27 protein-coding genes and 6 tRNA genes are annotated in these 22,262 nt (G+C 55.4%); 9 read left to right on the forward strand and 24 right to left on the reverse strand.

Translation table 11 applies throughout. The features are described from left to right. Positions 1 to 350: 350 nt before the first annotated feature. Both MOV14_RS05245 and MOV14_RS05250 read right to left on the reverse strand, forming a co-directional pair. A complete protein-coding gene (locus MOV14_RS05245; RefSeq protein ID WP_318536297.1) occupies positions 351 to 1,220 on the reverse strand; it encodes an ABC transporter permease in 870 nt (289 codons plus the stop codon). Further along, a complete protein-coding gene (locus MOV14_RS05250; protein ID WP_318536298.1) occupies positions 1,213 to 2,280 on the reverse strand; it encodes an ABC transporter ATP-binding protein in 1,068 nt (355 codons plus the stop codon). Before MOV14_RS05250 ends, MOV14_RS05245 begins: the two co-directional genes overlap by 8 nt. A 248-nt stretch (positions 2,281 to 2,528) precedes the next feature. Here MOV14_RS05250 and MOV14_RS05255 point away from each other — a divergent pair, with 248 nt between their 5' ends. Then, positions 2,529 to 2,990: a pantetheine-phosphate adenylyltransferase gene (locus MOV14_RS05255; RefSeq protein ID WP_318536299.1), complete on the forward strand. Its 462-nt coding sequence runs from the start codon at positions 2,529 to 2,531 to the stop codon at positions 2,988 to 2,990. Here MOV14_RS05255 and MOV14_RS05260 read toward each other — a convergent pair. From MOV14_RS05260 to MOV14_RS05285, 6 genes are read right to left on the reverse strand one after another with little or no spacing between them, the layout of a single operon-like run. Further along, positions 2,971 to 3,198, reverse strand: a complete 228-nt coding sequence (locus tag MOV14_RS05260) for a hypothetical protein (RefSeq protein WP_318536300.1) — start codon at positions 3,196 to 3,198, stop codon at positions 2,971 to 2,973. The genes MOV14_RS05255 and MOV14_RS05260 overlap by 20 nt on opposite strands. Positions 3,199 to 3,203: 5 nt before the next feature. Further along, the gene (locus MOV14_RS05265; protein ID WP_318536301.1) at positions 3,204 to 4,217 is read right to left on the reverse strand and encodes an MraY family glycosyltransferase; all 1,014 of its coding nucleotides are present in this window, start codon (positions 4,215 to 4,217) and stop codon (positions 3,204 to 3,206) included. Next, positions 4,217 to 5,197, reverse strand: a complete 981-nt coding sequence (locus MOV14_RS05270) for a deoxyhypusine synthase (RefSeq protein WP_318536302.1) — start codon at positions 5,195 to 5,197, stop codon at positions 4,217 to 4,219. Before MOV14_RS05270 ends, MOV14_RS05265 begins: the two co-directional genes overlap by 1 nt. 2 nt (positions 5,198 to 5,199) lie before the next feature. Continuing rightward, positions 5,200 to 5,406: a transcription elongation factor subunit Spt4 gene (gene spt4, locus MOV14_RS05275; RefSeq protein ID WP_318536303.1), complete on the reverse strand. Its 207-nt coding sequence runs from the start codon at positions 5,404 to 5,406 to the stop codon at positions 5,200 to 5,202. Further along, positions 5,399 to 5,971, reverse strand: coding sequence for a DNA-directed RNA polymerase (locus MOV14_RS05280; protein WP_318536304.1), 573 nt, complete (start codon positions 5,969 to 5,971; stop codon positions 5,399 to 5,401). The genes spt4 and MOV14_RS05280 overlap by 8 nt, the downstream gene beginning before the upstream one ends. A 57-nt stretch (positions 5,972 to 6,028) precedes the next feature. After that, positions 6,029 to 6,988, reverse strand: a complete 960-nt coding sequence (locus MOV14_RS05285) for a DNA cytosine methyltransferase (RefSeq protein ID WP_318536305.1) — start codon at positions 6,986 to 6,988, stop codon at positions 6,029 to 6,031. 972 nt (positions 6,989 to 7,960) lie between these two features. On the opposite strand from MOV14_RS05285, the gene MOV14_RS05295 reads away from it, so the two are divergent. Then, positions 7,961 to 8,425 carry a RecB-family nuclease gene (locus MOV14_RS05295; RefSeq protein ID WP_318536306.1) on the forward strand — a complete coding sequence of 155 codons (465 nt, stop codon included), beginning with the start codon at positions 7,961 to 7,963 and terminating at the stop codon, positions 8,423 to 8,425. Here MOV14_RS05295 and MOV14_RS05300 read toward each other — a convergent pair. The 3 genes from MOV14_RS05300 to MOV14_RS05310 form a co-directional block, all read right to left on the reverse strand. Continuing rightward, positions 8,405 to 8,602 (reverse strand): 50S ribosomal protein L37e, encoded by a 198-nt coding sequence (locus MOV14_RS05300; RefSeq protein ID WP_318536307.1) that lies wholly within the window; start codon positions 8,600 to 8,602, stop codon positions 8,405 to 8,407. The genes MOV14_RS05295 and MOV14_RS05300 overlap by 21 nt on opposite strands. A gap of 12 nt (positions 8,603 to 8,614) precedes the next feature. After that, a complete protein-coding gene (locus MOV14_RS05305) occupies positions 8,615 to 8,836 on the reverse strand; it encodes an LSm family protein (RefSeq protein WP_318536308.1) in 222 nt (73 codons plus the stop codon). Between the two features lie 121 nt (positions 8,837 to 8,957). Next, positions 8,958 to 9,055 (reverse strand) — tRNA-Ser (locus MOV14_RS05310). A 173-nt stretch (positions 9,056 to 9,228) separates the two neighbouring features. On the opposite strand from MOV14_RS05310, the gene MOV14_RS05315 reads away from it, so the two are divergent. After that, a complete protein-coding gene (locus MOV14_RS05315) occupies positions 9,229 to 10,419 on the forward strand; it encodes a Cdc6/Cdc18 family protein (protein ID WP_318536309.1) in 1,191 nt (396 codons plus the stop codon). Here the strand turns inward: MOV14_RS05315 and MOV14_RS05320 are convergent. Next, on the reverse strand, positions 10,416 to 11,168 hold the full coding sequence (locus MOV14_RS05320; protein ID WP_318536310.1) for an ATP/GTP-binding protein: 753 nt from the start codon (positions 11,166 to 11,168) through the stop codon (positions 10,416 to 10,418). The two genes, MOV14_RS05315 and MOV14_RS05320, sit on opposite strands and share 4 nt — an antisense overlap. Positions 11,169 to 11,332: 164 nt before the next feature. On the opposite strand from MOV14_RS05320, the gene MOV14_RS05325 reads away from it, so the two are divergent. After that, positions 11,333 to 11,429: transfer RNA gene (locus tag MOV14_RS05325), tRNA-Ser, on the forward strand. Between the two features lie 101 nt (positions 11,430 to 11,530). Continuing rightward, a tRNA-Glu gene (locus MOV14_RS05330) sits at positions 11,531 to 11,643 on the forward strand. 90 nt (positions 11,644 to 11,733) lie between these two features. On the opposite strand, the gene MOV14_RS05335 is transcribed toward MOV14_RS05330, so the two are convergent. The 9 genes from MOV14_RS05335 to MOV14_RS05375 all read right to left on the reverse strand — a co-directional run bounded on the left by MOV14_RS05335 (position 11,734) and on the right by MOV14_RS05375 (position 16,620). After that, a complete protein-coding gene (locus tag MOV14_RS05335) occupies positions 11,734 to 12,882 on the reverse strand; it encodes a tryptophan--tRNA ligase (protein ID WP_318536311.1) in 1,149 nt (382 codons plus the stop codon). A gap of 291 nt (positions 12,883 to 13,173) precedes the next feature. Then, positions 13,174 to 13,270, reverse strand: a tRNA-Lys gene (locus MOV14_RS05340). Positions 13,271 to 13,318: 48 nt separating this feature from the next. Beyond that, on the reverse strand, positions 13,319 to 13,951 hold the full coding sequence (locus MOV14_RS05345) for a restriction endonuclease (RefSeq protein WP_318536312.1): 633 nt from the start codon (positions 13,949 to 13,951) through the stop codon (positions 13,319 to 13,321). 82 nt (positions 13,952 to 14,033) lie between these two features. After that, entirely contained in the window at positions 14,034 to 14,459 is a 426-nt protein-coding gene (gene rpl14p, locus MOV14_RS05350; protein ID WP_318536313.1) for a 50S ribosomal protein L14, read from the reverse strand. Positions 14,460 to 14,469: 10 nt separating this feature from the next. Next, a complete protein-coding gene (locus MOV14_RS05355; protein WP_318538137.1) occupies positions 14,470 to 14,796 on the reverse strand; it encodes a 30S ribosomal protein S17 in 327 nt (108 codons plus the stop codon). A 61-nt stretch (positions 14,797 to 14,857) separates the two neighbouring features. After that, positions 14,858 to 15,154 carry a ribonuclease P protein component 1 gene (rnp1, locus tag MOV14_RS05360; protein ID WP_318536314.1) on the reverse strand — a complete coding sequence of 99 codons (297 nt, stop codon included), beginning with the start codon at positions 15,152 to 15,154 and terminating at the stop codon, positions 14,858 to 14,860. A 135-nt stretch (positions 15,155 to 15,289) separates the two neighbouring features. After that, positions 15,290 to 15,502, reverse strand: coding sequence for a 50S ribosomal protein L29 (gene rpmC / locus MOV14_RS05365; protein WP_318536315.1), 213 nt, complete (start codon positions 15,500 to 15,502; stop codon positions 15,290 to 15,292). A 25-nt stretch (positions 15,503 to 15,527) separates the two neighbouring features. Continuing rightward, the gene (locus tag MOV14_RS05370; protein WP_318536316.1) at positions 15,528 to 16,154 is read right to left on the reverse strand and encodes a 30S ribosomal protein S3; all 627 of its coding nucleotides are present in this window, start codon (positions 16,152 to 16,154) and stop codon (positions 15,528 to 15,530) included. A gap of 10 nt (positions 16,155 to 16,164) precedes the next feature. Continuing rightward, a complete protein-coding gene (locus MOV14_RS05375) occupies positions 16,165 to 16,620 on the reverse strand; it encodes a 50S ribosomal protein L22 (RefSeq protein ID WP_318536317.1) in 456 nt (151 codons plus the stop codon). A 114-nt stretch (positions 16,621 to 16,734) separates the two neighbouring features. On the opposite strand from MOV14_RS05375, the gene MOV14_RS05380 reads away from it, so the two are divergent. Further along, positions 16,735 to 16,844: transfer RNA gene (locus tag MOV14_RS05380), tRNA-Pro, on the forward strand. A 130-nt stretch (positions 16,845 to 16,974) separates the two neighbouring features. On the opposite strand, the gene MOV14_RS05385 is transcribed toward MOV14_RS05380, so the two are convergent. From MOV14_RS05385 to MOV14_RS05395, 3 genes are all read right to left on the reverse strand, one after another. Then, a tRNA-Arg gene (locus tag MOV14_RS05385) sits at positions 16,975 to 17,051 on the reverse strand. Between the two features lie 108 nt (positions 17,052 to 17,159). Continuing rightward, positions 17,160 to 20,093 carry a leucine--tRNA ligase gene (gene leuS / locus MOV14_RS05390; RefSeq protein WP_318536318.1) on the reverse strand — a complete coding sequence of 978 codons (2,934 nt, stop codon included), beginning with the start codon at positions 20,091 to 20,093 and terminating at the stop codon, positions 17,160 to 17,162. Between the two features lie 14 nt (positions 20,094 to 20,107). Next, positions 20,108 to 20,371 (reverse strand): hypothetical protein, encoded by a 264-nt coding sequence (locus MOV14_RS05395; RefSeq protein WP_318536319.1) that lies wholly within the window; start codon positions 20,369 to 20,371, stop codon positions 20,108 to 20,110. A gap of 53 nt (positions 20,372 to 20,424) precedes the next feature. Between MOV14_RS05395 and MOV14_RS05400 the strand changes: the two genes are divergently transcribed. From MOV14_RS05400 to speB, 3 genes are read left to right on the forward strand one after another with little or no spacing between them, the layout of a single operon-like run. Next, positions 20,425 to 21,018, forward strand: a complete 594-nt coding sequence (locus tag MOV14_RS05400) for a hypothetical protein (protein ID WP_318536320.1) — start codon at positions 20,425 to 20,427, stop codon at positions 21,016 to 21,018. A gap of 31 nt (positions 21,019 to 21,049) precedes the next feature. Continuing rightward, entirely contained in the window at positions 21,050 to 21,313 is a 264-nt protein-coding gene (locus tag MOV14_RS05405; protein ID WP_318536321.1) for a DUF211 domain-containing protein, read from the forward strand. Positions 21,314 to 21,320: 7 nt separating this feature from the next. After that, entirely contained in the window at positions 21,321 to 22,208 is an 888-nt protein-coding gene (speB, locus tag MOV14_RS05410; RefSeq protein ID WP_318536322.1) for an agmatinase, read from the forward strand. Positions 22,209 to 22,262 lie beyond the last annotated feature (54 nt).

A 22,262-nucleotide genomic window follows, 5' to 3' on the forward strand; every position in this document is an offset into this window, starting at 1 on the left:
AGTGAGTTGAGTAACTTCATTGTCAAAAGCCGTCTGAGGATCAGTGTCCATGGTTTCTGGTTCAAGACAGTTTTTTAACTACTACTGCAAGTTTCCCGGCGGGGGACCCCTCGCTAGGTACTCTAATCATGTATCTAGAGCCCTAGACGTAATGCCACGAGTCAGGGACTCATGAGGTTACATATTGAGTCCGAAGTAGATCTGCCTCAAACATGCGACAAGGGGCTAAGGACCTCTAAGTGCTTGACTAATGCGCGTCACTGACACGATCCGAGCGCTCTTTCAGCAAAGCGGGTGGACTGCATCGCGAGGGCGCACGTAATTTGAAGGAGTGAAACGCGCGTGAGCGGTCAGTACATTGTGGCCCTTTTCCTGGCGAGCGAGAGGGAGAACCTAAGGAGTAGGAGGCCGAGGGGGACCAGTACTGCTGCCTGAAAAGCCAGCACTGCTAGGCTGGGTGCAACCTCAGGTAGCTTCGCCCCCCTAAGCATCACCTCCCTGACTGCGCCGATCACGTAGGTCTGAGGTAGCATGCTCCCTAGCAGCCTTAGCTCGTGGGGCAGGACCTCGGTAGGTACGTAGACCCCCGCCACCAGAGGGACCGCCAGCCTTACAAACCAGGAGATGGGCTCGACCCCCCTGTAGGAGCCGGCGATCCAGTACATCGAGGCGGAGATTAAGCCTAGGCCGCTGCAGGCGATCACGCCGAGCAGGATTATTCCCGCAGCGAGAGCGGGGTCCCCCCACGTAGAGACCGGGAAGTTGAAAAACGCTACCCCGATAACCAGGTACAGGGCGAACATCACTGCCTCCATAAGGAACCTCCAGCTGACCCTGGCGAATACGAAGGTGAGCGGTGATACTCCAGCTAGCTGTAGGTAATCCCTCCTCGAGAGGTGGACTCCTCCCAGCCCCACTCTGCCTAGGTAGAGGGCCCCTATAGCCTCATAGTAAACTGTGAGGGCGCTGTCCAGGAGCGCGTTAACCATAAGCCCTGAGATTATGAACGCCATGAAGTTGCCTCCATAGAGACTGCTCGACCCCCCGAAGGCCAGGGCATAGTATTTGAAGAGGAGCAACGTGAAGACCACTTGAAGGAGCTGGAATGGGATGTTCCAAACCCACCAGACCGCAATGTTTGATATCTCCTCGTAGTAGAAGGTAGCCAAGTGCCTCAGGTTGACCTTGGCAGCCTCCAGCAGGCGTGGCGTCCTAGCCACCTGTCCCACCCACGTAGTAAAGGTACGCGTCCTCGAGGTTCGCTCTCTTCACCTTCAGCCTGACGATCTTAGCCCCCTCTGATACAAGCCTCTCCAGCAACCTGGGCAACACCTCATCCGCGTTTTCAACCCCCAGCGCTACCTCGTACCTGCCCTCCTCGGGACTCAGACCCCTGAGGCTTACATACCTCACTCCGAGCTCCCTCAACCCCTCCAGCGCATGCCTCAGGTCGAAGTACGCGTTGTAGACCTCCATCTGCACGGACTCCTCAACCTTCGCCCGCTTTATCAGCTCCTCGACTCCCCCATCCGCTACGACCCTGCCGTTCCTAAGAATGATAACCCTGCTGGCCTCCTCCTGGATCTCCAGGGGGTGGTGGGTGGCGTAGAGTATCGTGACGCCGAACTCCCTGTTCAGCTTGCCTAGGTAGTCCTTGACCGTCCTCACGGCCTCAGGGCTCAAGCCCATCATCGGCTCGTCGAGCAGGTAAACGGGGGTCCTCCTGAGGATCCCGATGAGCAAGCCGACCCTGGCTTGCTGCCCAGTCGACAGGGACCCCAGAGGCCTGTCCATCACCTCCGAGAGTCCTAGCCTCCTGGCCGCCCCCAGGACTTCCTCGAGGTCTATGCCGAAGAGCCGCGACATTATCCTCAGGTTCTGCCTCACAGTGAGCCTGAGCTGGGCCCACGCGGTCGCCCCCATCACAGAGGGTATGTAGGTGACGTGCTTAACGACCTCGTCTCTATCCTTCTCGACGTCGTAGCCCATGACCTCGGCCCTTCCACTAGTCGGAGGGATTAAGGTCGCAAGGATCTTGATCAGCGTGGTCTTCCCAGAGCCGTTCGGGCCCAGAAGGCAGACAAACTCGCCCTTCCTAACCCTTATCGAGACCCCGTCCAGCGCGCGGACCTCAACCTCCCCCACGACGGCGCGCATGAGCACCTCGTACAGGAACCTCCCTCCCAGCGTCTCGTAGTAAACACCTGGGTCGTAGAACCCCCGGCTTAGGACTTTGTAAACCCTCGTTAGCCCCTCCGTGCGTATGACCTCACCGCTCACAGGGCCCACCATGGGGTTGCCGCAATCTCACTCCTTAATGGGTTCACCCCCATTTTTGACTTTTGATTCTCACCATAGTTCTCCTAATCAACAATCATGTGTGTCGTGGAAGTTTACGGCTATGGAGTCAAGTTGACCCCCTAAACATCTGATCTATACTCCATTTTTACCCTTGGATCGTCTCAGACACTCCTGTTCGAAGACATTAGTGAGGCAAAGGTCAAAAGCTACGCTATGCTTTAGCACATGTGGCGAAAGCTTCCGGGAAGCCCTGCAGGAAGGGTGTGGTCGGCGGAACCTTCTCCCTGCTCCATGAAGGCCACAAGCTGCTCCTCGGATTCGCGGCTGAGCGCTCTGAGAGCCTGCTTGTGGGTGTGACTGCGGACGAGCTGGCTAGGAGTAAGGGCCACCCTGTTGAGCCCTTCCGGGAGCGCGTGGACGCTGTCCTGAGGTACCTCAGCGAGGTGAGCCCCGGCTTAGGCGTGGAAGTTGTCGAGATCCACGATGTGTACGGGCCAGCGGTGGACGACGGGGAGGCCGACTGCATTTTCGTGTCGGAGGAAACGCTGCACGGTGCTTTCCTGATCAATATCTTGAGGCGAATTAAAGGCCTACCGCCCTTACGGATATACGCCGTTGAGATACTAACGGTTGGAGGGGTGAGGCTCTCCAGCACTCTCCTCTGGAAGACTAAGCTCGGGCGGAGATGAGCTTCGGTAGAAACCTTACTCTTAAAGCCTCCGCTAACGCCACCGCTAACGCCAAGAATGCCAGAAAAACGCCCAGGCCCACGACGCTCCTGTACACTCCGGTGAAGAGCCTTGCCACCGACTCGGCCGCCACGACTATCGCTAAGAGTATCAGCCAGGTTGCGAGAATAATGATGCCCACGACGACGAGGACTCTCCCCAGCCTCACACGTATCACCGCGTCGGTGTGAGAAGAGCCGAGAGAACAGCTAGGGCCGCTGCGAAGATCTCGATCGCGACGTAGGCTTTAGCCACCTCCCGCTCGCTCGAGGGGCCTCCCACGGCTAGTATGAGGCGCGTCAGGGATAGGGGGGCCTCTGGGTCGCTGTTCGCGCGCAGGGTCCCGTCGCTATCGACTAAGATAGGTCTCTTCCTCACCTCGCGGTGCTCCCTGAACCCCCTGAAACTCACCAGGATGAAGAAGCCGTTGAGAATGTGCGGAAGTAGGAGCGTCAAGGCTACGAACTCGAGGTGGTCAACGACCGCTAGTGCTCCGATGAGAGCTCCGAGAAAAAGGCTCCCGCTGTCCCCGTTGAAAACTCTCGCGGGGTAGGCGTTGTACCTGTAGTAGGCGAGTAGAGCTCCCAGCGTGATGAGCGAGAGGGTAAGGGTCGCCTCTCTGTTCAAGATAGCGCCGATGAGGGCGAGCGCTGAAAAGATAACAATGGAGGTTCCCGGGACCACTCCGTTCATCACGTCCAGCATGTTCACGACGTTCGCAGCGCCCGCGACTGAGATAGGCATGAGGGCCCAGTATATTATGGTGAGCCTCAACCTCCCGATCAGGGGTAGCTCGGGCCTACCCCACTCTATCAGACCCGGGCTAGTGACGCCGACCACGAGTATTGGTAGTATCCCGAGGATGCTTAGGAGCGTCTTCACAGGGCCTCTCAGTATCTTAATGTCGTCGACGAGCCCCACGGCGAAGCATATGGCCGCGCTCGCGAAGGCCACCAGCACCCTAGCGGAAGCCGTGGGCTCGGCGGCCAGTGCTGCTAGGGCAACAGCCACGGAGACGCCGAGGAAGAGGATCACACCGCCACTATGAGCAACCTCCGGGCTCCCGGGCTTGTGAGCGTCCGGCCGCACGAGGCCTCGGGCTCTAAGGTAGCTGATCAGCGGCTCCGCTGTCAGCCTGACTAGTAGGAAGGAGATGAAAAGTCCCACGACGGGTACCAGGATGTTCATTAAACCACACCCATTTCCTTCGCCACGTAGCCTGCAATTACCGGGAAGATCAGCGTCGCGTCTCCGGGGACGGTAACGTGTGCGGCCTTTGGCTTCACCTTACCCCAGCTTATAGCCTCGCGCGTTCTAGCCCCGCTCAAGCTACCGTCCCACTCGGGCGCCGAGGTTATCGCGACGGCGTAGTCAAGGCCCTCTCGGAACTGCGCCCACCAGATGAGGTGATGCTTCGAGATGCCCCCGCCGAGCATTATCCCACCCAGCTTCTCAGCCGCGAAGACCATCTCAGCTATTTTCCCCATATCTGCTACGACGTTGAGCTGTACCGGCTTCACCTCGGAGCTCGACCTGCTCTTCTCATTGAAGGTGTATATAGCGGTCCCGAAGGCGGAATCAACCAGGCCCGGCGCAAACACGGGGACACCTTTCCGAAAGGCCTGCCTCAAAATGGAGTTTTCATCGGTGAGCCTCCTTCCCGCCTCGAGCGCGAGCTCGCTGGGGGACCACTCCTGCTTAATTCTCACTAGCTCCTCCAGCATTATGTGGGTGAAGCCCTCGATAGGAGGACCGTAGTTCTCGAAGGGTATGAGGATGTTCCCCAGCCTGTGGATTTCCAGCTCTAGCAGGAAAGCGTCATCGTACTCAAACTCGCCGACGTAGTACTTGTAGCCCTGCCCCCTCGCTATATCGTGGTCGTACGTGCCACCGGTGGTGATCACCGCTTGCGCTAACCCGTGCTCGATGAAGTCCGCTATGAGACCTCTGAGCCCGGTTGCTACCAAGTTTGCTGGGAAGCTTAGAAAAACTGTAGCCCCGCTTCTGTACATCTCGAGCAGGGTCTCCACGCTCTTCACAACGTACCTGGTGGAGAAGCCGCCCACTTTCTCGAGCAGTTTGACCAGCCTGGCAGCATCCTCGGCTGCGTCGAGCAGGGTTAGGTCTTCCACCGGGCGTGATAGAAGTAGGGACCTGTCGACTGCCATTCCTAGCGCACCTTCAAGGCGTAGATTCCGGGCTTCCGGATGCCTAGCAGTTTGGCCACCTGCGAGTTCTCGACGTCCACAACAGCCACGAAGCCGTCCCAGTCGTCAGAGAATTCGCGTCCCCCGCACACCGGGCAAACTTCCACGTCGTCGTTCAGAAGCGCCTTGCAGTTTGTGCAGGCTTTTAGAGGCAGCTTTCTCTTAGGCACCTTGCTTCTCACCCCGAGCCCTCTCTATTAGCTCTTTGACGTACTCGAGTTTCCCGAGGTAAGGCTGACGCATCGTCAGGCGCACGCGCATGACCCCTCTCTGCTCGTCGTAGCCGACGCCTATGACGCGCGCCCGAACGATGTCCCCTCTTCTGATTATCCTCTTACCGCTTTCGGCTATGACGATGCCTTGATCCCTATCGTACATAACGTCTCTTGTCGGAAAAACCTGAGATTTGTGGACAAAACCATCAACAGCCCCGAGCCTAACGGTGATTCCTATGTTCTCCACTAGTACGACCTCCCCTTCGACGACCTCCTGGTTTACAGCGCTAAACACTAATGCCGTGAAGCGGGCCTGGTGGTAAGAGCTCCCGTCGCCGAAGGTCAGGTATCCCTCCTCGGATGCCTCAGCATCGAGCACGGAGACTACGAGCCCGATGCCTTCAAGCACCCTGCCCTCAAAGCTCTCCCTAAGTATTTCCAAGGCTGCTTCTCTCAGCGGTTTACCGAAGAGCCGCGGAGGTATTCTTATCACGTCCTCAAACACTATCAGCTTGTACATAAAACACCAAATCCCCGTCACGCGGTACAATTTATATCATTTTTCATTGAAAAATGGCTACGCCTCGCTCACAAGGTATTTTTTGACCTCCCGCGCTATAGCTCTCGCCAGTGGGACCGGCACAGCTTCCCCTACCTGGTTGAACTGGAGGTCTCTTCCACCGAGAAAAACATGGTAGTCCGGGAAACCCATCAGGCGCGCTTGCTCTCTGACCGTGAGAAGCCTGTCCTCGAACGGGTGTACAAAGCGCGAAGACCCCATGACAGTCGGGGCGACGCGGTACGGGTGAAGCCTAATTATGTTATGGAGCACTCTCCCCTTGTAGCCCCTGTACCTCACGAGGGGTTCGCCCCATTTAAGCTTTGAGATTCGCTTAAGCCTACGCGGGCCCAGTGGTACCGGCTCGTGGTTCGGTATCCCGTGGTAGACGTCGGGCGGCGGTAAATCTTTAATCGCCTCGAAGACGACGACCTTTCTCCCCTTAGGGGGGTTGATCGGTATGTTGGAGATGAAAATGCGAGTTCGGTGGGAGGGCGTGCCGTAGTCCTCAGCCCTCAGAATGTTGAAGTAGATTTTGCTGAAGCCCACAGCGGCGAACTCCCTCCTAAGGAGTACGTCTAAACCGTCGTCCACGATCCCTGGGACATTCTCCATAACGAAAACCTTCGGCTCGAGGTCACCGACTATTCTTATGAAATGCAGAACGAGGGAGCCGAGCGGGTCATCGTAGAGCCTCTCGTAAGGATCCTCTCTCCGCCGTGGATTAGCGCGTGTGAAGCCCTCGCACGGTGGACCACCTATCACGACGTCGGGTCTGCCTCCCAGGAGCTTCAAAATCTCGGAGGAGTGGACTTCGCGGATATCCGAGGCCAAAACTTTGGCTTCTGGGAAGTTAGCCGCGTATGTCTCGGCTATAACAGGCATGTTCTCCACTCCCAACTCTATCCTGAAGCCCTCTTCCTTGAATCCCCTCGAGAAGCCCCCAGCACCCGCGAAGAGGTCCAGCAGCCTGAACATACCCATGGTTTCAGAGCACGAGTAAGTTTTAAATGCGGCGCGGTGGCCTACTCGTACCCCCTCTTCTGTTTAGGCGGGATCTGTCTAGGGGTCCACCCGGCCCTCACCGTGGCCTTTCATGGGGCCTGTTTGACCCTGCCCCGCGGGGAGGGCATCCCACGCCTGCCTAGGCCGTCATCCCTCCCGGCGAGGAGTTCATTTCCATACGACCTAGGTGCCTTCGCCCTCCCACGGCGTTTCGCCGTGCCGCTTGCGCGGCCGCGAGCCACGGAGGGGAGGGGGTTCCACAGCCGGCCCGTCGCCGAGGCCGGCCGGCGCCCGCCCGGTAGGCCACCGCGCCGATTAATAACTGTATAAACACCGGTTTAAACTTTACATCCCAAACACCTGCCTAAAACGGCTTTTCGATTGAAAATGGTAGGGGATGCCGCGAGGGGCCCGGCGGCATCCCCCCGAGGTGGCCTGCGCCCCCTGCGCCGGTCCTCCGCACCTACCTCTCACCCCGAGCACCCGCGAACACACCCCGCCGGCCTTAGGGCCGCTCCCTCCCGGGCCTAACCCGCTTCGGCCTTCCCGTGCTTCACCCCTCCTACGAGGGGATTAGCACGGAGCGGGGTGTCCCGCGGACCCGGAGCGCACCCGTAGGTGCGCGGCCCGGGCGCGAGGGGCTTTCAGGCGCCCTCGGAGGTTAACGCCCCCCGCCGTGAGCCCGTTTGCGGTCACAGGGGAGGGCTAGCCCCCCGGGGCTCCCGCCGGGCCAGTTATACAGTAGAGAAGGGGACTATTAAGAGTTTGCTCAACCCTCTTCACTCCTGCGCTTTTCACAATGTAGGAGTGCGCTTTGGCTAGTACTTTGTGGATAAATTAAGCAATTAAGCATCGTTTCACTCAGCTATGTGCAGAGCAACAAGAGCCTTAAATTTAGGATGGAGTACACAGACTCGGTGATCGCGAACGCCTATTATAATACCCGTGCTCCATAACACCTCGAGCTCTCAGCGCCTTGCTGAGGTTGCGCGGACAGTCTACGGGCTAGGTTTCAACTACTTCGTCGTGACGAAGGCCGTGGGCGCTGCGGCTCAGGTGGGAGTTCCGGAGGCCCAAAAAGTAGCGTACAAACTCGGACGAAGCTTCATGGTTTTAGCGGATCTGGCTGAAGCCATCGAACTCTTAGAACCCAGAAAAGTGCTCCTCGTGATGCCTTCTAAGTACGGGGGCAGTAACTTAGAAGATGTTCTTGCTCAGGTCTTAAAGGAGACTGGGGAGAGCGATAAAGTGCTGCTAGTCTTCGGGGGCAGTGAGCCGGGACTCTCTCTCCGCGAGCTAAAGATGGGCGAGAACGTGAGCCCTAAGGATGTAGAGGAAGACGTCGGGACAACAGCGCTCGTCGCTATAACACTCTACAAGGTGAAACTGCTATTTCGCGGGCAAGCGTAGCCTCGTAATCGGTTTTTTGTTCTTCCAGCTGTAGTTTCGGATTCTCTTCGATCGGCCGAACCCACAGTGTGCACAGTAACCTTTAGCTACGTTAAAGCTGTGGTGTCCGCACCTCCGACATCTGATGTGTGTCTTTCCGCGCCCCTTCTTACCAAACGATGTAGTTCCTTTGACCACTAGAGCTCACCTCTACGCAGGCGCAGGGCTAATGAGAACTACATTATCGCCTCTTACAACGATTATGCCGTACTGCCTCGTCCTGTTGCTTCTAATCTCTTCAGCGTTTTCCAAAACTAGGTTGAGGTGATGGTCGTAGCCCTTGAGAATACCCCTTATCTCGCGTCCGCCTTTAAGCTTCACGAGTACGCTTTTTCCAACGCTCTCTGCTAGCAGATCAACCGCTCCCTCCATACTTCATGCCTGCATTTCTCTGCTCATCAGGCTTTAAAACCTTTTTGCGTTCACCTTACCCTACTTTCCTAGAGCGGATAAACTCAGGATCTTCGGAGCTACATAAGGATGTTACGTGGAGCGCCGGGGCCGGGATTCGAACCCGGGCACCCCAGAGGGGCAGTGGATTTCACGCCGAGATCTCGAGTCCACCGCCTTGGTCCGCTCGGCCACCCCGGCTTCTGGTTTGAAAAAGCGGTGACAAGATATAAAGACATCGCCTGACTCTCAACCAGAGGTTCCGGTGGATGGTTTTCTATTACCATCGTATTCCAACTGTATCGATTTTAAACGTTTGCCGGAAAATGTGCATTTTGCAAATTAGTAGTGGATAGAGCAGAGTTGGGTGGATTATGTCTATCGAGGAGATCTTCCATCAGTACCTGGAGTCGAGGATATTCAAAGATAGAGAGAAGCTGCTCCCGGACTACGTTCCCGAAGAGCTGCCGCACAGGGATGATCAGATAGTAACTTTAGCCAAAATTCTGGCTCCGGCACTCACCGGCTCGCGTCCCTCAAACATCTTTATCTACGGGCTTACAGGTACGGGGAAGACCGCAGTTACTAAGTATGTTCTCAGGAAGATAAAGGAAAAAGCCCAAAACAAGGTAGACTTCGTCTACATAAACTGTCGCCAGAATAACACGAGCTACCGCGTCTTAGCCGAGCTAGCGAAGCACTTGGGAGTAAAAGTTCCCTTTACGGGTCTTGCACTCGGAGAAGTCATGAAGAGACTGGTGCAGGGGCTCGAACGCCGCCGTGGCATATACGTGGTTGTCCTGGACGAGGTTGATAACCTTGTAAAAAGGAACGGCGATGATGTACTCTACTTCTTGACCCGTATAAACGAGGAGCTCGTAAACTCTAAGGTAAGCGTCATAGGCATAACGAACGACTTAAAGTTCACCGAGTTTCTCGACGCGCGCGTCAAAAGTAGCCTCGGCGAGGAGGAGCTTGTATTTCCACCCTACAACGCAGTGCAGCTCGAGGACATCTTGCGGCGCAGAGCTCGAGAGGCTCTGAAGGACGGTGTTGTCGACGATGAAATACTAAAGAAGGTAGCTGCTATAGCAGCAAGACAGAATGGGGACTGTAGGTTGGCTTTGGACATCCTCCTGAAAGCCGCCGATATAGCTGAGAGGGAGGGCGCGGACAAGATCACGGAGGTTCATGTAGACAAGGCGAGAAACGAGATCGAGAAGAACCTAGCAGTAGATATCATAAAAACGATGCCTCTTCACGTAAAGCTCGTGCTTGCAGCGATTTACCTCCTCTCAAAAGACGGCGGGACAAAGCTCATAACGACTGGTCTCGTGTATGATAAGTACAAGGAGCTTGTATCAAAAATCGGCATGGAACCTGTTACGTCGCGAAGGATAAGCGACGTCATCAACGAGCTTGACGTCGTGGGAATCATCAACGCCAGGGTAATCAGTCTGGGTCGCTATGGCAGGACAAAGGTAGTATCAATCGGCGTCCCGATGAAGAACGTGGAGGAGGGGCTGGCGTCGGATCCCATACTGAAAACCCTCCTGTCGATCTAGGTCAGGTCACCGCACGCGCAGAAGATTTCGTGAAGCATGTCGTAAAGCTCTTCCAGTCCAACGCCAGTGGTTGCTGAGAGGAGAGGTATTCTCGTGGCGAGCTTGTAGTCATCAAGCAGTTCCAGTATTCTCTCGGATATTTCGCCGATTATTCCTTCACCCGTTTCTCTGACTTTCAATCGTAGGTACTCGTTGTCCTTAAATAACCTAAAGTCCCCTTCAACGAGGTCAGCCTTGTTGATAACCGGGATAACGTCCACGCCCAACCTCAGGCTCGCGATGAGTGAGAGAAGCTTGAGAGAGGTGACGTCTTGAGCTTTCCTCGTGAGTGTGGGATCCAATATGACAACTCCTATGATGTAACCCACCTGCTTGAATTCTCTGATAAACCTCGGTCCAAACTCCCTGAAAAGGAAGAGCTCCATTTGCCCTGGCGTGTCGACAAGTATGTACGGAGCTGGGAGCTTTGAGGTTCTTTCAGCAATTTCGCGGAGATAGCTACAGGCTATCTCAATGCTCTTTATCAGTGCACCGTTGGGTCCGAGACCATACTCCCTCATTACCTTCTCCGTGGTCACGTACTGTCGTATGTCTATGTCAGGCTTATAGGGAAGGGACTCTGCTCCTGGATCTAGGTTGATGTACGCTGTAGGCGTGAGCATCTTGCTCCAGAGCCAACGTCCAAGCGAGGCCGTCAGTGTCGTCTTTCCGCTACCCGCCGGACCTATGAAAAGAACAATGTTTTTCATAGCCTCCCCCTTCGCCACAGAGCCTCTTCAGATAAAAAAATGCTTGGGGTTACCGACCATATTGCACTCCGCGGAAGTAATGGCTAACCACTAAAATCTTGTCAGAAGTTAAACGCATCTCTCGGCGATGTCTTTATATCTGTCACCGCTTTTTCAAACCAGAAGCCGGGGTGGCCGAGCGGACCAAGGCGATGGCCTGGAGTCCTCAGAAAGCCATTACCCCTCTGGGGTGCCCGGGTTCGAATCCCGGCCCCGGCGCCACTTTGAAAAACTCCTAGTTAGCCTAGCTTAAACTTACGCTTTCTCACCTGCCGAAGACCGACGGAAGATTTATCAACTCTCGGCATTTCAAGAAAAGCGAAGCCCCGGTCGTCTAGCCCGGTCAACCTGCGCGAGGGCCGAAAGGATATCGGCCTTTCGAGGCACAATACCCGGAGAAAGCCGAGGATCCCGGGTTCAAATCCCGGCCGGGGCACTTTCTCACAATTAAACTGGCGATGGACACAATAGGTAATTCGCGGAAACTCCCTGTTGCAAGGTAAGGGAGATGCGCCTTTGGGGAAAGCTAAGTCTTGAATTCCCAGTTCCACATCTCGCTGGCGAGTTTGCCATCATACATGAATTTAGATACCTTCCTCTCAGCGTCAGCCACCCGTTTGCTGTGCAGTGAAAGAAAGTTGTTTATCCTCTTTACCAGCTCGGCCTTACACTCACCGCACAGAAGCTTGCCGGTTTTGCACGCCCAGTACCTTTCTTCTAGCTTCTTATCATCCTCTTCAAAGAGTAGAGTGTACCAGTGAAAAACCGTGCAGACCTCGGGCGCGCCACCGAGCTTCCGTTGCTCCTCTACGGTGGCGCGCCCGCCGGTGAAAGCATTCATGATCTTCCTCTTTACAGCTTCTGGAGAGTCATTCAGCATTATAGCGGTTTCCGGTTCAGACGCGGACATCTTGCTCTCGGGTCCCGTGAGCCCCCACGCGAGCTTAGCCAGGATCTCGGAGGTTTTAAACCTATTTAACCGCGGCGCGATGTCGCGCTGGAGCCTGAAGTAGGGGTCCTGGTCGATGCCACAGGGTATCAGGGGGCGCTTCTTCTCAAAGAGCGTTGGTACTATTTGAAGAGCTGGGTAGAAAATCAGCCCTATGCTTGTCTCTCCGTCGAAGCCGAAGACCGCACGAGCCGTTGAAAAGTTTATGTGGCGTGCCACCAGGACTGCAGGCTTATACATTCTGCCTATGTACTCGGAGTCTCTGAATATGAAGGTCTTGTTCTCGTCGAAGCCTAGAGCTGCGATGTTCAGGATGTCCTGCTTCACGTAAGGCTCCACCTCCTCTAGCGATTCCACTTTCTTGGCGAGGAACTTCTCCTCGTCGGGTATCTCGATATATACGTTCACGTTGAACTTCTCCTGAAGCCATCTCGTCATGATAAAGGGGACGATGTGCGCTATGTGCATAGGTGCCTTACTCGGAGCTCGGCCAGTGTAGAGGAAGAACCCCCTCCCGCTCAAGTAATCCTCGAGTACTAGTCCGAGGTCGCGGTGCGCGAAGAAGAACCTTCTGCGAAGCAGAGGGTGAAGATCCCCGGTGATCTTTCTTATCTGCTCTAGGAGAGGCTCGCTTATCTTCTCAACACCGAACTCCTCCACAAGCTTATCGTAATCTATCTTACCTTTAGCCTCCCATGGGGTAACGCTGTAGTCCCCGTATGACATCTTCACGCAAATGGTATGCTGGATATTTATCTTCATCGACTCCAGTCGTTCATACCTAGTAGGCTTCCAGCGAGAGCACCTCTTTTCTGCCCCACCGGCCTCCATTAAAGTCGCTGTCATCCTTTACCGGCCTCGGAGTTGCTCTACATGGGCGGCGCACCGCCAGGATCTTCGAGCAGCCGCGCCCCGGCGGGTCCCATAAGGGATCACGGCAAGCAACGCAGGGCAGGGATTTTTGCGATCCAGGGCTGACCCAAGGGATAGGGTGTGAAAACAGCTTGTTTTATAAAGCGGGCCGGCCGGGATTCGAACCCGGGACCTACGGGTTAAGAGCTTCGACCCGGCGTTTAAGTCCGACCGCCGCTCTACCTAGCTGAGCTACCGGCCCCCGCCGTGCCTTAAGAGTCCTTAGGGTATTAATTTTTTTCTCTTGTCTTTAAAGGAGCCGGATTCGCCTTTGCACCGTGAAGCTTATTGGCTGAACCCCAGCTGTCATAAGCGCATATATAGTATCTTCTGAGGCGAGGTCAGCTAACCCTCTCAGACTTGTTATTACCGAGTTCGAGTAAACGGGCACTTCAGGCTCGTAGAGCGAAACCACCACCGGTATCATTCTGTACTCTCCCGGTTGTATGTCGTAGGCTAAGATGCCTGCTTCCAGCGCTTTGGACAAAACGCTGCACCTCTCGTGCTGGGCGTCCGCGGCTCTCCGTAGCATGCCTTCACGCAGGCGCTTCCACCGCTTGCAGTCGACGCAGAGCGACAGTCCCTTTTTAAATGCAAGCACGTCGACTTCGAACCTCCGACCCCTGAACTTAAACCTGACTGTCCTGTACGTACTGTAGCCCGCTTCGCGAAGCACGTAAGATACGAGCGCTTCTAAATCACTCCAACCCGAGTTCAGGGCCAGCGAAACCACGTCGTAGCCTGCCCGCCAGGCTTTAATCAGAAAGGCTTCAAGCGGCTCCCTGATAACCCCGTCCTCAACGTTCACGCGCAGATTCCTGAGAATCTCTTCGACGAACTCGCGATCGACTCCAGCCCCCTCAGAGATATCCGAGATTTTCACTAAACCATGCTGTGAAAGGTAACGCGCAAGAAAAGCGAGAACGACTTCCGCCCTCAGGCGAGCGCCCAAGAGTGTTTCACGCCTAAATTATTATTGAGGCCATTGGAGGTAGCTTAGGCCACCTCTCAGCTGCCTCCTTAGCCAGAGGCCCCCTTATCTCAGTCCCTTTCGGCTCCCCCTCGGGCGTTATGATCACGACAGCGTTATCCTCGAATGCTATCCACGTTCCGTCTGCTCTTCTGTAGGGCCTCCTCTGCCTGATAACTATAGCTCTCATGACCTGCTTTCTGAGCTCAGGCTTACCGGCACGAATTGAAACCGCAACGACATCGCCTACAGCTGCTCCCGGAATCCTCCTCCACACAGCCTTATAGTGAGGAACACCTATGACCTTTGCAAGCGTTGCACCGGAGTTATCCGCAACCTTTACGAGGCTCTCCATGAAAACGCCTGGGGTGAGGCCGAGCCTATAGGACACTCCAACCGTCTTAGGACCTCTCTTCGCCACTCATACCACCTCAGGCCTTACCGAGCACCACAAATGATATAGACTTCGCAAGCGGCCGCGTTTCACCTATTATCACTTCATCTCCAGGTTTAACGTCTATGCAGGGAGGCACTCGGACGTGCTTTTTCGTCCTGCGGCGCTCGTACCTCTTGTACTTCGGGTTGTAGTGAAGGTACTCGTGTACAACGACAGCTGCCCTGTTCATTTTCAAGTCCTCAACTCTGACCCTAAGCAGTTGTCCTCTGACCGAAAGGGTGCCATGCCAAGGGCAGAGGGGGTCATCGCACTTCTTCTCGGGAGGGTTTAGCCCCGGAATACCTACATGCCTCTTAGCCATGCCCAACACACACCTCTCTCACTCTATGCAACCGGTTTTTAAATTTTTGCGGTGCGAGACCCTACCATGCGCGGTAAACCTTCTTCATCCTCTCTTCAGGTCTTCCCATAAGAAACCTACCGTCCACCGGAACCTTAGTACCATCAGGCAATGTAAAGCGGAAGACTGCCTGAAACTTCAGGACAGTTCTCTTCTCACCCCCAGGCTCACCTATAACCAGCGTATTTCTAGTTTCGTCGAGCACCAACCCCTTTATCCCAATAAGGCTTGGATTACTAGCCTCTACAACCTCTGCTTGCAGTCCTATCAATTCATGGCGCAAAATATTCCTCGGGGTTATCCTCATGTTTTCTGCCATGCTTCCAATAATTCATCTTTAAAGTTATCGACGCTAGCCTGTCTCATCCACCCCATCCTTGACCGGACACGCAACCACTCCGAGAACTTCCATCGCTGAAAGAGCTCCTATAAGCTGCTGAACAGAAGATACTACCTACTGCTTCTTTCGAGCCTCTTCCCTTTCAACGGTGAGGATCATCGCGATGGTTCTCTTCGTCTTCCTTATAAGAGCTGGTTTCTCCAGAGACCCTCTCATCGCTTGAGCCTTCAGCCGTGCGAGCTCTGCCCTCAGCTCAGCGAGCTTTTTCCTCCGGTCTTCCGGGCTCATGCCCCTTATTTCGTCAATGCTCATTAGCCCCTTAGGCATAAAACCACCCTCACGTATCACCATTTTAACCTTTACGGACCTCTTCCACCGCTGCCTGAGGAGCTTTTAGCTCGATGCTGTCGGGCATTCTTTCAGGCCTCATGATGCGTACCTTCACACCATACATCCCGAGCTTCAGGAGCACGTGCACGCAGGCTTCATCGACCAGCTCCTCCCCTGGTTCACCTGACTTAGGTAGATACCCTCTCGTGAAGCGCTCCGTTCTGTGCCTCTGGCTTGTCAGCTTACCGCTTATAACGACTTCAGCGCCCCGCGCGCCCGCAGCCATAATCCTGTTGAGGGCGACCATCGCAGCCCTCCGGAACTTCACACCCCTAACCAGGGCTCTAGCAATCCTGTAGGCCATTATCTTGGCGTTGAGGTCCTGGTTAGGCACCTCCACGACGTCGATCTGGGGGTTTTCGAGACCAAACTCCTTCTCCAACACCTCAGCCAAAGCCTTAATGTTGGCACCTCGCCTACCTATGACCATCCCGGGTACTCCCGCGTAGATGATAACTTTCGTGCCTATCGGCGTCTTGAAGAACTGAGTGTGCACGTAGTTTGCCTTCGCGAACTGCCTCTGGATGTACTCGTGAAGCATCATGTACTGGAGGCCTTGCTTCACAGCCTTATGCGCTGTGGACGACATTTGACCACCTTTAAGTCCGCTCCTCGCCAATCACTTCAACGTGAACTAGCTGGTCGTAGTATGGCGTCGCCCTTCCAAAGGCCCTTGGAAGGTAATTCCTGATCTTGAAGCTCTGATGCGCGGCTGCATGAACTATCCATAGATTCTCCACGTCTAGACCCTTAAACTCCGCGTTGTTCTCCAGGTTATCCAGCAGGGCCAAAAGCTTCTTAGCAACTTTCACCGGGTACCTTCCGGGGCCACCAATCCCCCTCTTGTGCCCAACCTTCCCGTTGAACTTTCTGAAGGGCACAGGCCTTTTCATTGAAGCTATCTCTTCCAATATCTTCTTAGCCTCACTGAGCTTCTTGCCCCTGATCAGCCTCAGAGTCTCGACGGTGGCCTTGTAAGACATGCTTACATCCCTGAGCGAGGCTTTCGCCGTCCTTGAAGGGTCCAACTCGACACTATATCGCCACGTAGGCATACCCCAACCTCATCTCCGACTACTCGACACAATATAAACGTTTTTTCAAGCCCACAGGCAAGCAAGCTGCTCATAGAAACGCTTTAAAACCAGGCACTTGTACTACTCCCATCAGGGGCCGTAGTCCAGCCTGGTAGGATGCCTGGCACGGCACGCGTGCCGCAGGATTCGGGATCTCTAGGCGGGAACCCAGGTGGTCCCGGGTTCAAATCCCGGCGGCCCCACTCCACATACATTTGAGGGGCGCTAACAATCATACTCTCGTGACTCACAAATTTTATGCATATACGCATAACCGTAGTAGCTAACCGGCCCTAACATTCACTTGAAAGTCACGACCTCATTCGCCTCGACTGGCGGGCCCGCCGGGACTCGAACCCGGGACCTACGGCTCCGAAGGCCGCCGCGCTTCCTAACTGCGCCACGGGCCCATTTTCGGGGGCGTCGTGTCACCTCCTTGTCATCACTCATCGGTTGTCAACGCTTAAGTCATTCGCCCTCCTAATACTACCTTCAATGTCGATAAAAACCTAATGGACTTAAAGGAGGATGATCGCTGGCCTGGCTGGAAGGGCGAGGTGCGCCTTAGCCATGCCTTCAGCCTCCTCCTCGCTCAAGACCCTTACTTTAAGGCCCGTCATCTGCTCGAAGAAAGTCACCGCGTCTCTTAAGGCCCTCTCCTCAATCGCCGGACTAACCAGGAGGTCCAGGACCTCGGCGTTCTTGGCGATAACCTCCACAAGCTTAGACGCCTCTCTCCTGGTATCCTGAGGAAGGTTCTTCAGGGCCTCGCGTATCGCGAGCTGAACTTTTCCGTAGACACCGACACCCTGCTTTACCTGAGTGAGAAAGTCGTACTTCCACCGCGCTGGGAGGACCAGTGCCACTTCGCGCACGTTCTCGCTTTTCACCACTCTGAGGAGCTCCTGTATGTCCTCAAGCACTCTCTGAACTATCTTCTCCGCCTTCTCGATCTCTTCGTTTATCTTGTCGAGCTCCGGTTCCGGCCAGCGCTCCTTCACTATGAGCGTGCTCTTCCCGATCTTCTCCCATATCTCTTCAGCGACGTGAGGAGTTATGGGAGCGAGTATAAGGGTTTGAACCTCGATGAAGCGCTTGAGAAGCTCCCTGTTTGGAGCCCCCCTGCGCCTCAAGTACCACTTGAAGGAGTTCTGGAGGTTGAAGAAGCCCTCCGTCACGACGTTCTTCGTGTTGAGCTTCTCGTACTCCTCTCCAACGTACTTCAACGTGCGGTTGAGAACGCTCTCGAACCACTCGTCTATGAACTTCCTCTCGTCGTCGCCCCTGCCGTAGTTCTCAGTGGCGAAAGAGTACCACTCGTAAAGAAGATCAACCGCCCTGGAGGCGAACTCCGGCTCGAAGTTCCCGTCATCGAGGCCTGTGTTGCCAGCATAGGCGTTGGTGAGGCGCGTGGCATCCGCACCCCAGTACTCCAGAGCCTCCCTGAGCAGGATGAAGTTCCCCTTCGACTTGGACATCTTCTCTCCCGCGACGTTGATCCACCCGTTCACGGCGATCCCCCTCGGCCAGTGCTCCGGGGGGAAGATGGCCACGTGGTGCATGATGAAGAACACGAGGTGGTTCGGTACCAGGTCCTTGCCCGAAACCCTGAGGTCCACCGGGTACCAGTACAGGAACTCTTCCCGCATCCTCTTGACGAGGTCGGCGCTGACCCCGAGCCTGCTCGCGACTTCTTCGGCGCTCCCCTTCCCCAGGAAGATGTAGTCGAAAAACGCGTTGTCGAGCTTTTCCCATCTCAAGCCGTGGTCTTCGGGGTGCTGAAGGTACTTCGCGATAGTGTAGTACGCCATGTAGATCGTCGAGTCGCTTAAGGACTCGAGAACCCACTTGTCATCCCACGGTAGTGGTGTGCCGAGCTCGCGTTCATGCGTGCAAGCCCAGTCCTCGTACCAGTCTACGAGTCTGTGAAACTCCTGCCTTATCTCTGGCGGCAGGAATACCATCTTGTCGATGCATTCGTGGGCCTTCATCTTCCACTCCCTGTCGCTGTACCTGAGGAACCACTGATCCTCGACGATCTTCACGTGCGTGCGAGATCCGCACCTGCAGAAAACAGGCCTTGGGAGGGTGAAGTGCCTCACAGCAACTCCCAAGCCAACCAAGTGGTCTATGACCTCCTCCTTGACCTCAAACACCCTCCTGCCGCCCCATCTCTGGCCGTAAACTTCAGCCTTCAGAACCCCGTTGTAGAACTCCTTCGAGTACACCTCCCGCGTTGCCTCCTCCAGCTTCTCTGTCTCACCTTGATACCTAGCCCCGTGCTTCCTGACCGCTGTTTCCGCAGGATACGGTCCGTATCCCTCCAGCTCGATCAGGCCCACGGGGTGCACCGCCTCCAGTACAGCGGGGTCCAAACCGTATTTGTCGAGAAGGTGCGGGTCTCTCTTCAAGTCCTCAAGGGCTACCCAGTCGAATGGAGCGTGCGCAGGTACGGACATCACGACGCCTGTCCCGATGTCGTGCGCGACAAACACAGCTGGCAAAACCGGGACTCTCCAGCCCGTGACAGGATTCAGCGCGTAGCGCCCGACAAGCTCTGCCCCTTTGACGCGCCCTACGACGCGGACGGTGTGACCCTGGTCTTGAAGCTCTTCAGCACCGTACTGTCCCAGAACCCACTTTTCCCCGTCTACGTCGGCTATGATATACTCGGCATCTGGATTTACCCAGATGTTCACAGCACCCCACACGGTCTCGGGCCTATACGTCATACAGGGGTACACTAGGCCGTCCTCGCCGCTGAACTTGATTATGACAACCTCTTCTGGCCCTATGCCCGCGTACTCATCGGGCCTGTCGTGGTCTCCCACTACCTTCTTCTCCTTGGGGCACCAGACAACAGGGTGAGAGCCCTTTGTTATGAGCCCCTTCTCCCTGAGAACCGTGTACTGCCACTGTATGAACTTGTTGTAAGGGGGGTTAAGGTAAGTTGTGAAGAACTCACGCCTCCAGTCGATCGACAACCCGTACCTGCTGAAATCCTCTTTGAAGCCCCTAGAGAAGAAGCACACCCAGTATTCCGGGTCTTTAAACTTTGGAATATCCTCCTCGCTGATGCCCATGGATTTGAGTATGCTTATCTGCTTCGGATCACCCTCCCTAACCCTCAGAGCCGCAGCAACTATAGGCCCACCTGTCGCGTGCCAGCCTTGAGCGAAGAGAACGTTGTATCCCCTCATCCTCTTGAAGCGGGCTGCGATGTCGACCCTGAGTACTGTGTATGCTGTCCCCAGGTGGGGGTACGAGTTAATGTAGGGATACGGAAACGTCACGAAGAACTTGGGCTTCCCGGGTTCGGGATCCGCCTCGAAAACTCTAAGCTCGGCCCAGCGCCTCTGCCACTTCGCTTCAACGCTTTTCAGAAAGTCCCTCTTCTTCTCGTCGACGCCTGGGAATTTAAGCCTGCTAGCAATGGAGAGCCACCACCCCACTCAAAGGTTTAAAACTAAAAAACGTTTTCGCCCCTATCGCCTGACCCGCCCCTTTGAACGACGCCCAGATAGTCGTAAATGTCTCCCCCCTTGACCATGTCCTCATAAACCTTCCAAACGCGCTTAGCTGTCACGAGCCCCACGAAGAAGCCCTTCTCCTCCAGCGCCTCCTTAACGCGATCCACGAACTCCTCCGGCTTTACGAGTGGGTGCTTGGAGAGAACCTCGAGTATGATCTCCTTAATGTCCGTGTTGTGAGGATACGGCTTTTTACTCACAATGCACGCACAGTGCGCCAAGGTTATTAAGTTATCTCACCGCTTTTTTCCATATGGAGCTGCTGAGGCGGCTTCACGAGCTTGTATACTCTAAAGTGCACACGCCTGTAACCGCCGGCCTGCTGCCAAGGGTTTTGAGACGTTACATTGCGATAAACCTGTACGATGGCGCTCTCCTGGCCTTGGGCGTCCTCACGACCTCCACGCTTCTCGGGCTACCGCCCTGGGAAACCGTGCTGAGCGGACTGGTAATAGGGACATCGTCCGCTATTTCGGGCTTCATGGGAGCGTTCCTCGTGGAGAGCGCTGAGCTCAGAATGGAGCTGAGGGAGCTTGAAAAGCACCTCTTCATAACACTCGGTAGGCGGCAGGTCTACGTAGCTGGGCTCATCGTAAGCGCAGTGAACGCTTTGAGCACCCCGGCGCCAGTGCTCTTATCCCTCATGCCCTACCTACTCGCACACATCGGAGTCATCGCACCTCCGCTGGCACTCGTAGCAGCCCTAGCTATGACCTTCGCGTCGCTGGTCTTCCTCGGAGTCTGGCTAGCCGAGATCGCCGGCGGGGGGAGGCTGAGGTATACGCTAACCGTGCTAGCCTCAGGGCTTGCGATACTGCTACTGGACATAATCCTGGGCCGACACTAGTTTTTTAAACTGTCCTTGCTCTAACAAGGGTGTGAGCAAAGAGCCGTCGATAACGCGCATGCTGATCGATGCCCTCAAGCCCCGTGACGTCACAGTAGTGGATATCGCGCGATCCCTGATCAGCCTCGAGAAGGTAAGCAGGGTTGAAATCAATGTGGCAGAGGTCGACGTCAAGACAGAAACCCTGAAAATCAGCATTAGCGGGACAGGCATAGATATCAAGGAGATTGAAAGAACACTTGAGAAGCATGCCACAGTGATCAGAAGCATAGACTACGTTGTAGCTGAAAAGTGATTCGACCGTGAACCTCAGATTCTACCTCACTCCGGTGACACCGCCTCTCTTCGGCCGCGAAGGTAAACCCGAGGACGGCATCGTCGTGCTAGGAATACCCTTCGACGGCGCAGCCTCACGCATCCCAGGTCAGAGGTTCGCCCCAAGGAAGGTGCGCGAGGTGTCCGTGGAGCTCGAGACCTTCTCACCCGAGCTGGGAATCAGCGTGGAGGAAATCGGCTATCACGACGCGGGAGACCTGCCAGTGGTGACGGACTACGCTGTGATGCAGAACTTTACAACAAAAGTTGTAGAGGAGCTGCGTGATAGCGGGAAGCTGCCCATCGTCATCGGGGGAGACCACTCTGTAACCTTTCCCGTGGTATCGACGCTCGCTGCAAGATCCAAGGAGCTGCTTGTTTTGGTCTTCGACGCGCACATGGATCTCAGGGACGAGTGGCCTTGGGGTGTGCGGTTCTCCCACGCGACGGTTATGAGGAGGTTACTTGAGACGTCGGGTAGTGTCTCCGTTGCCTACTACTCTCCGCGCGCTTTCTCGAGGGAGGAGTACGACTACACAAGATCTAGCAGCAGAGTTAAAATCGTCAGGAACGCCGGAGAGCTACGGGAGCTGGTGGAGAGCTCGGAGAATGTGTACATTTCCCTCGACATTGACGCAGTGGACCCAGCTTACGCACCAGGAACAGGCACACCTGAACCCATGGGACTCGCCCCTCAGGAGGTCGCTTCCGCTCTGCGGGTTGCAGTGAGCCATGCCCAAGAAGTCGTGGGCTTCGACGTAGTCGAAGTAAACCCTCTAGTTGACTGCAATGAGATAACTTCTCTTTTAGCCGCTAAGCTGGTGATGGAATTTCTCTTCGCATGCTACACATACGAAAAGTGCGGAGTAAGGTAGGCACGGGTAAATTTCTCCTAAGGATAATTTATCCGCGGATAATTTCTCCGGTTC

The sequence above is a fragment of the Infirmifilum sp. NZ genome, assembly GCF_022693705.1.
Lineage (GTDB): Archaea > Thermoproteota > Thermoprotei > Thermofilales > Thermofilaceae > Thermofilum.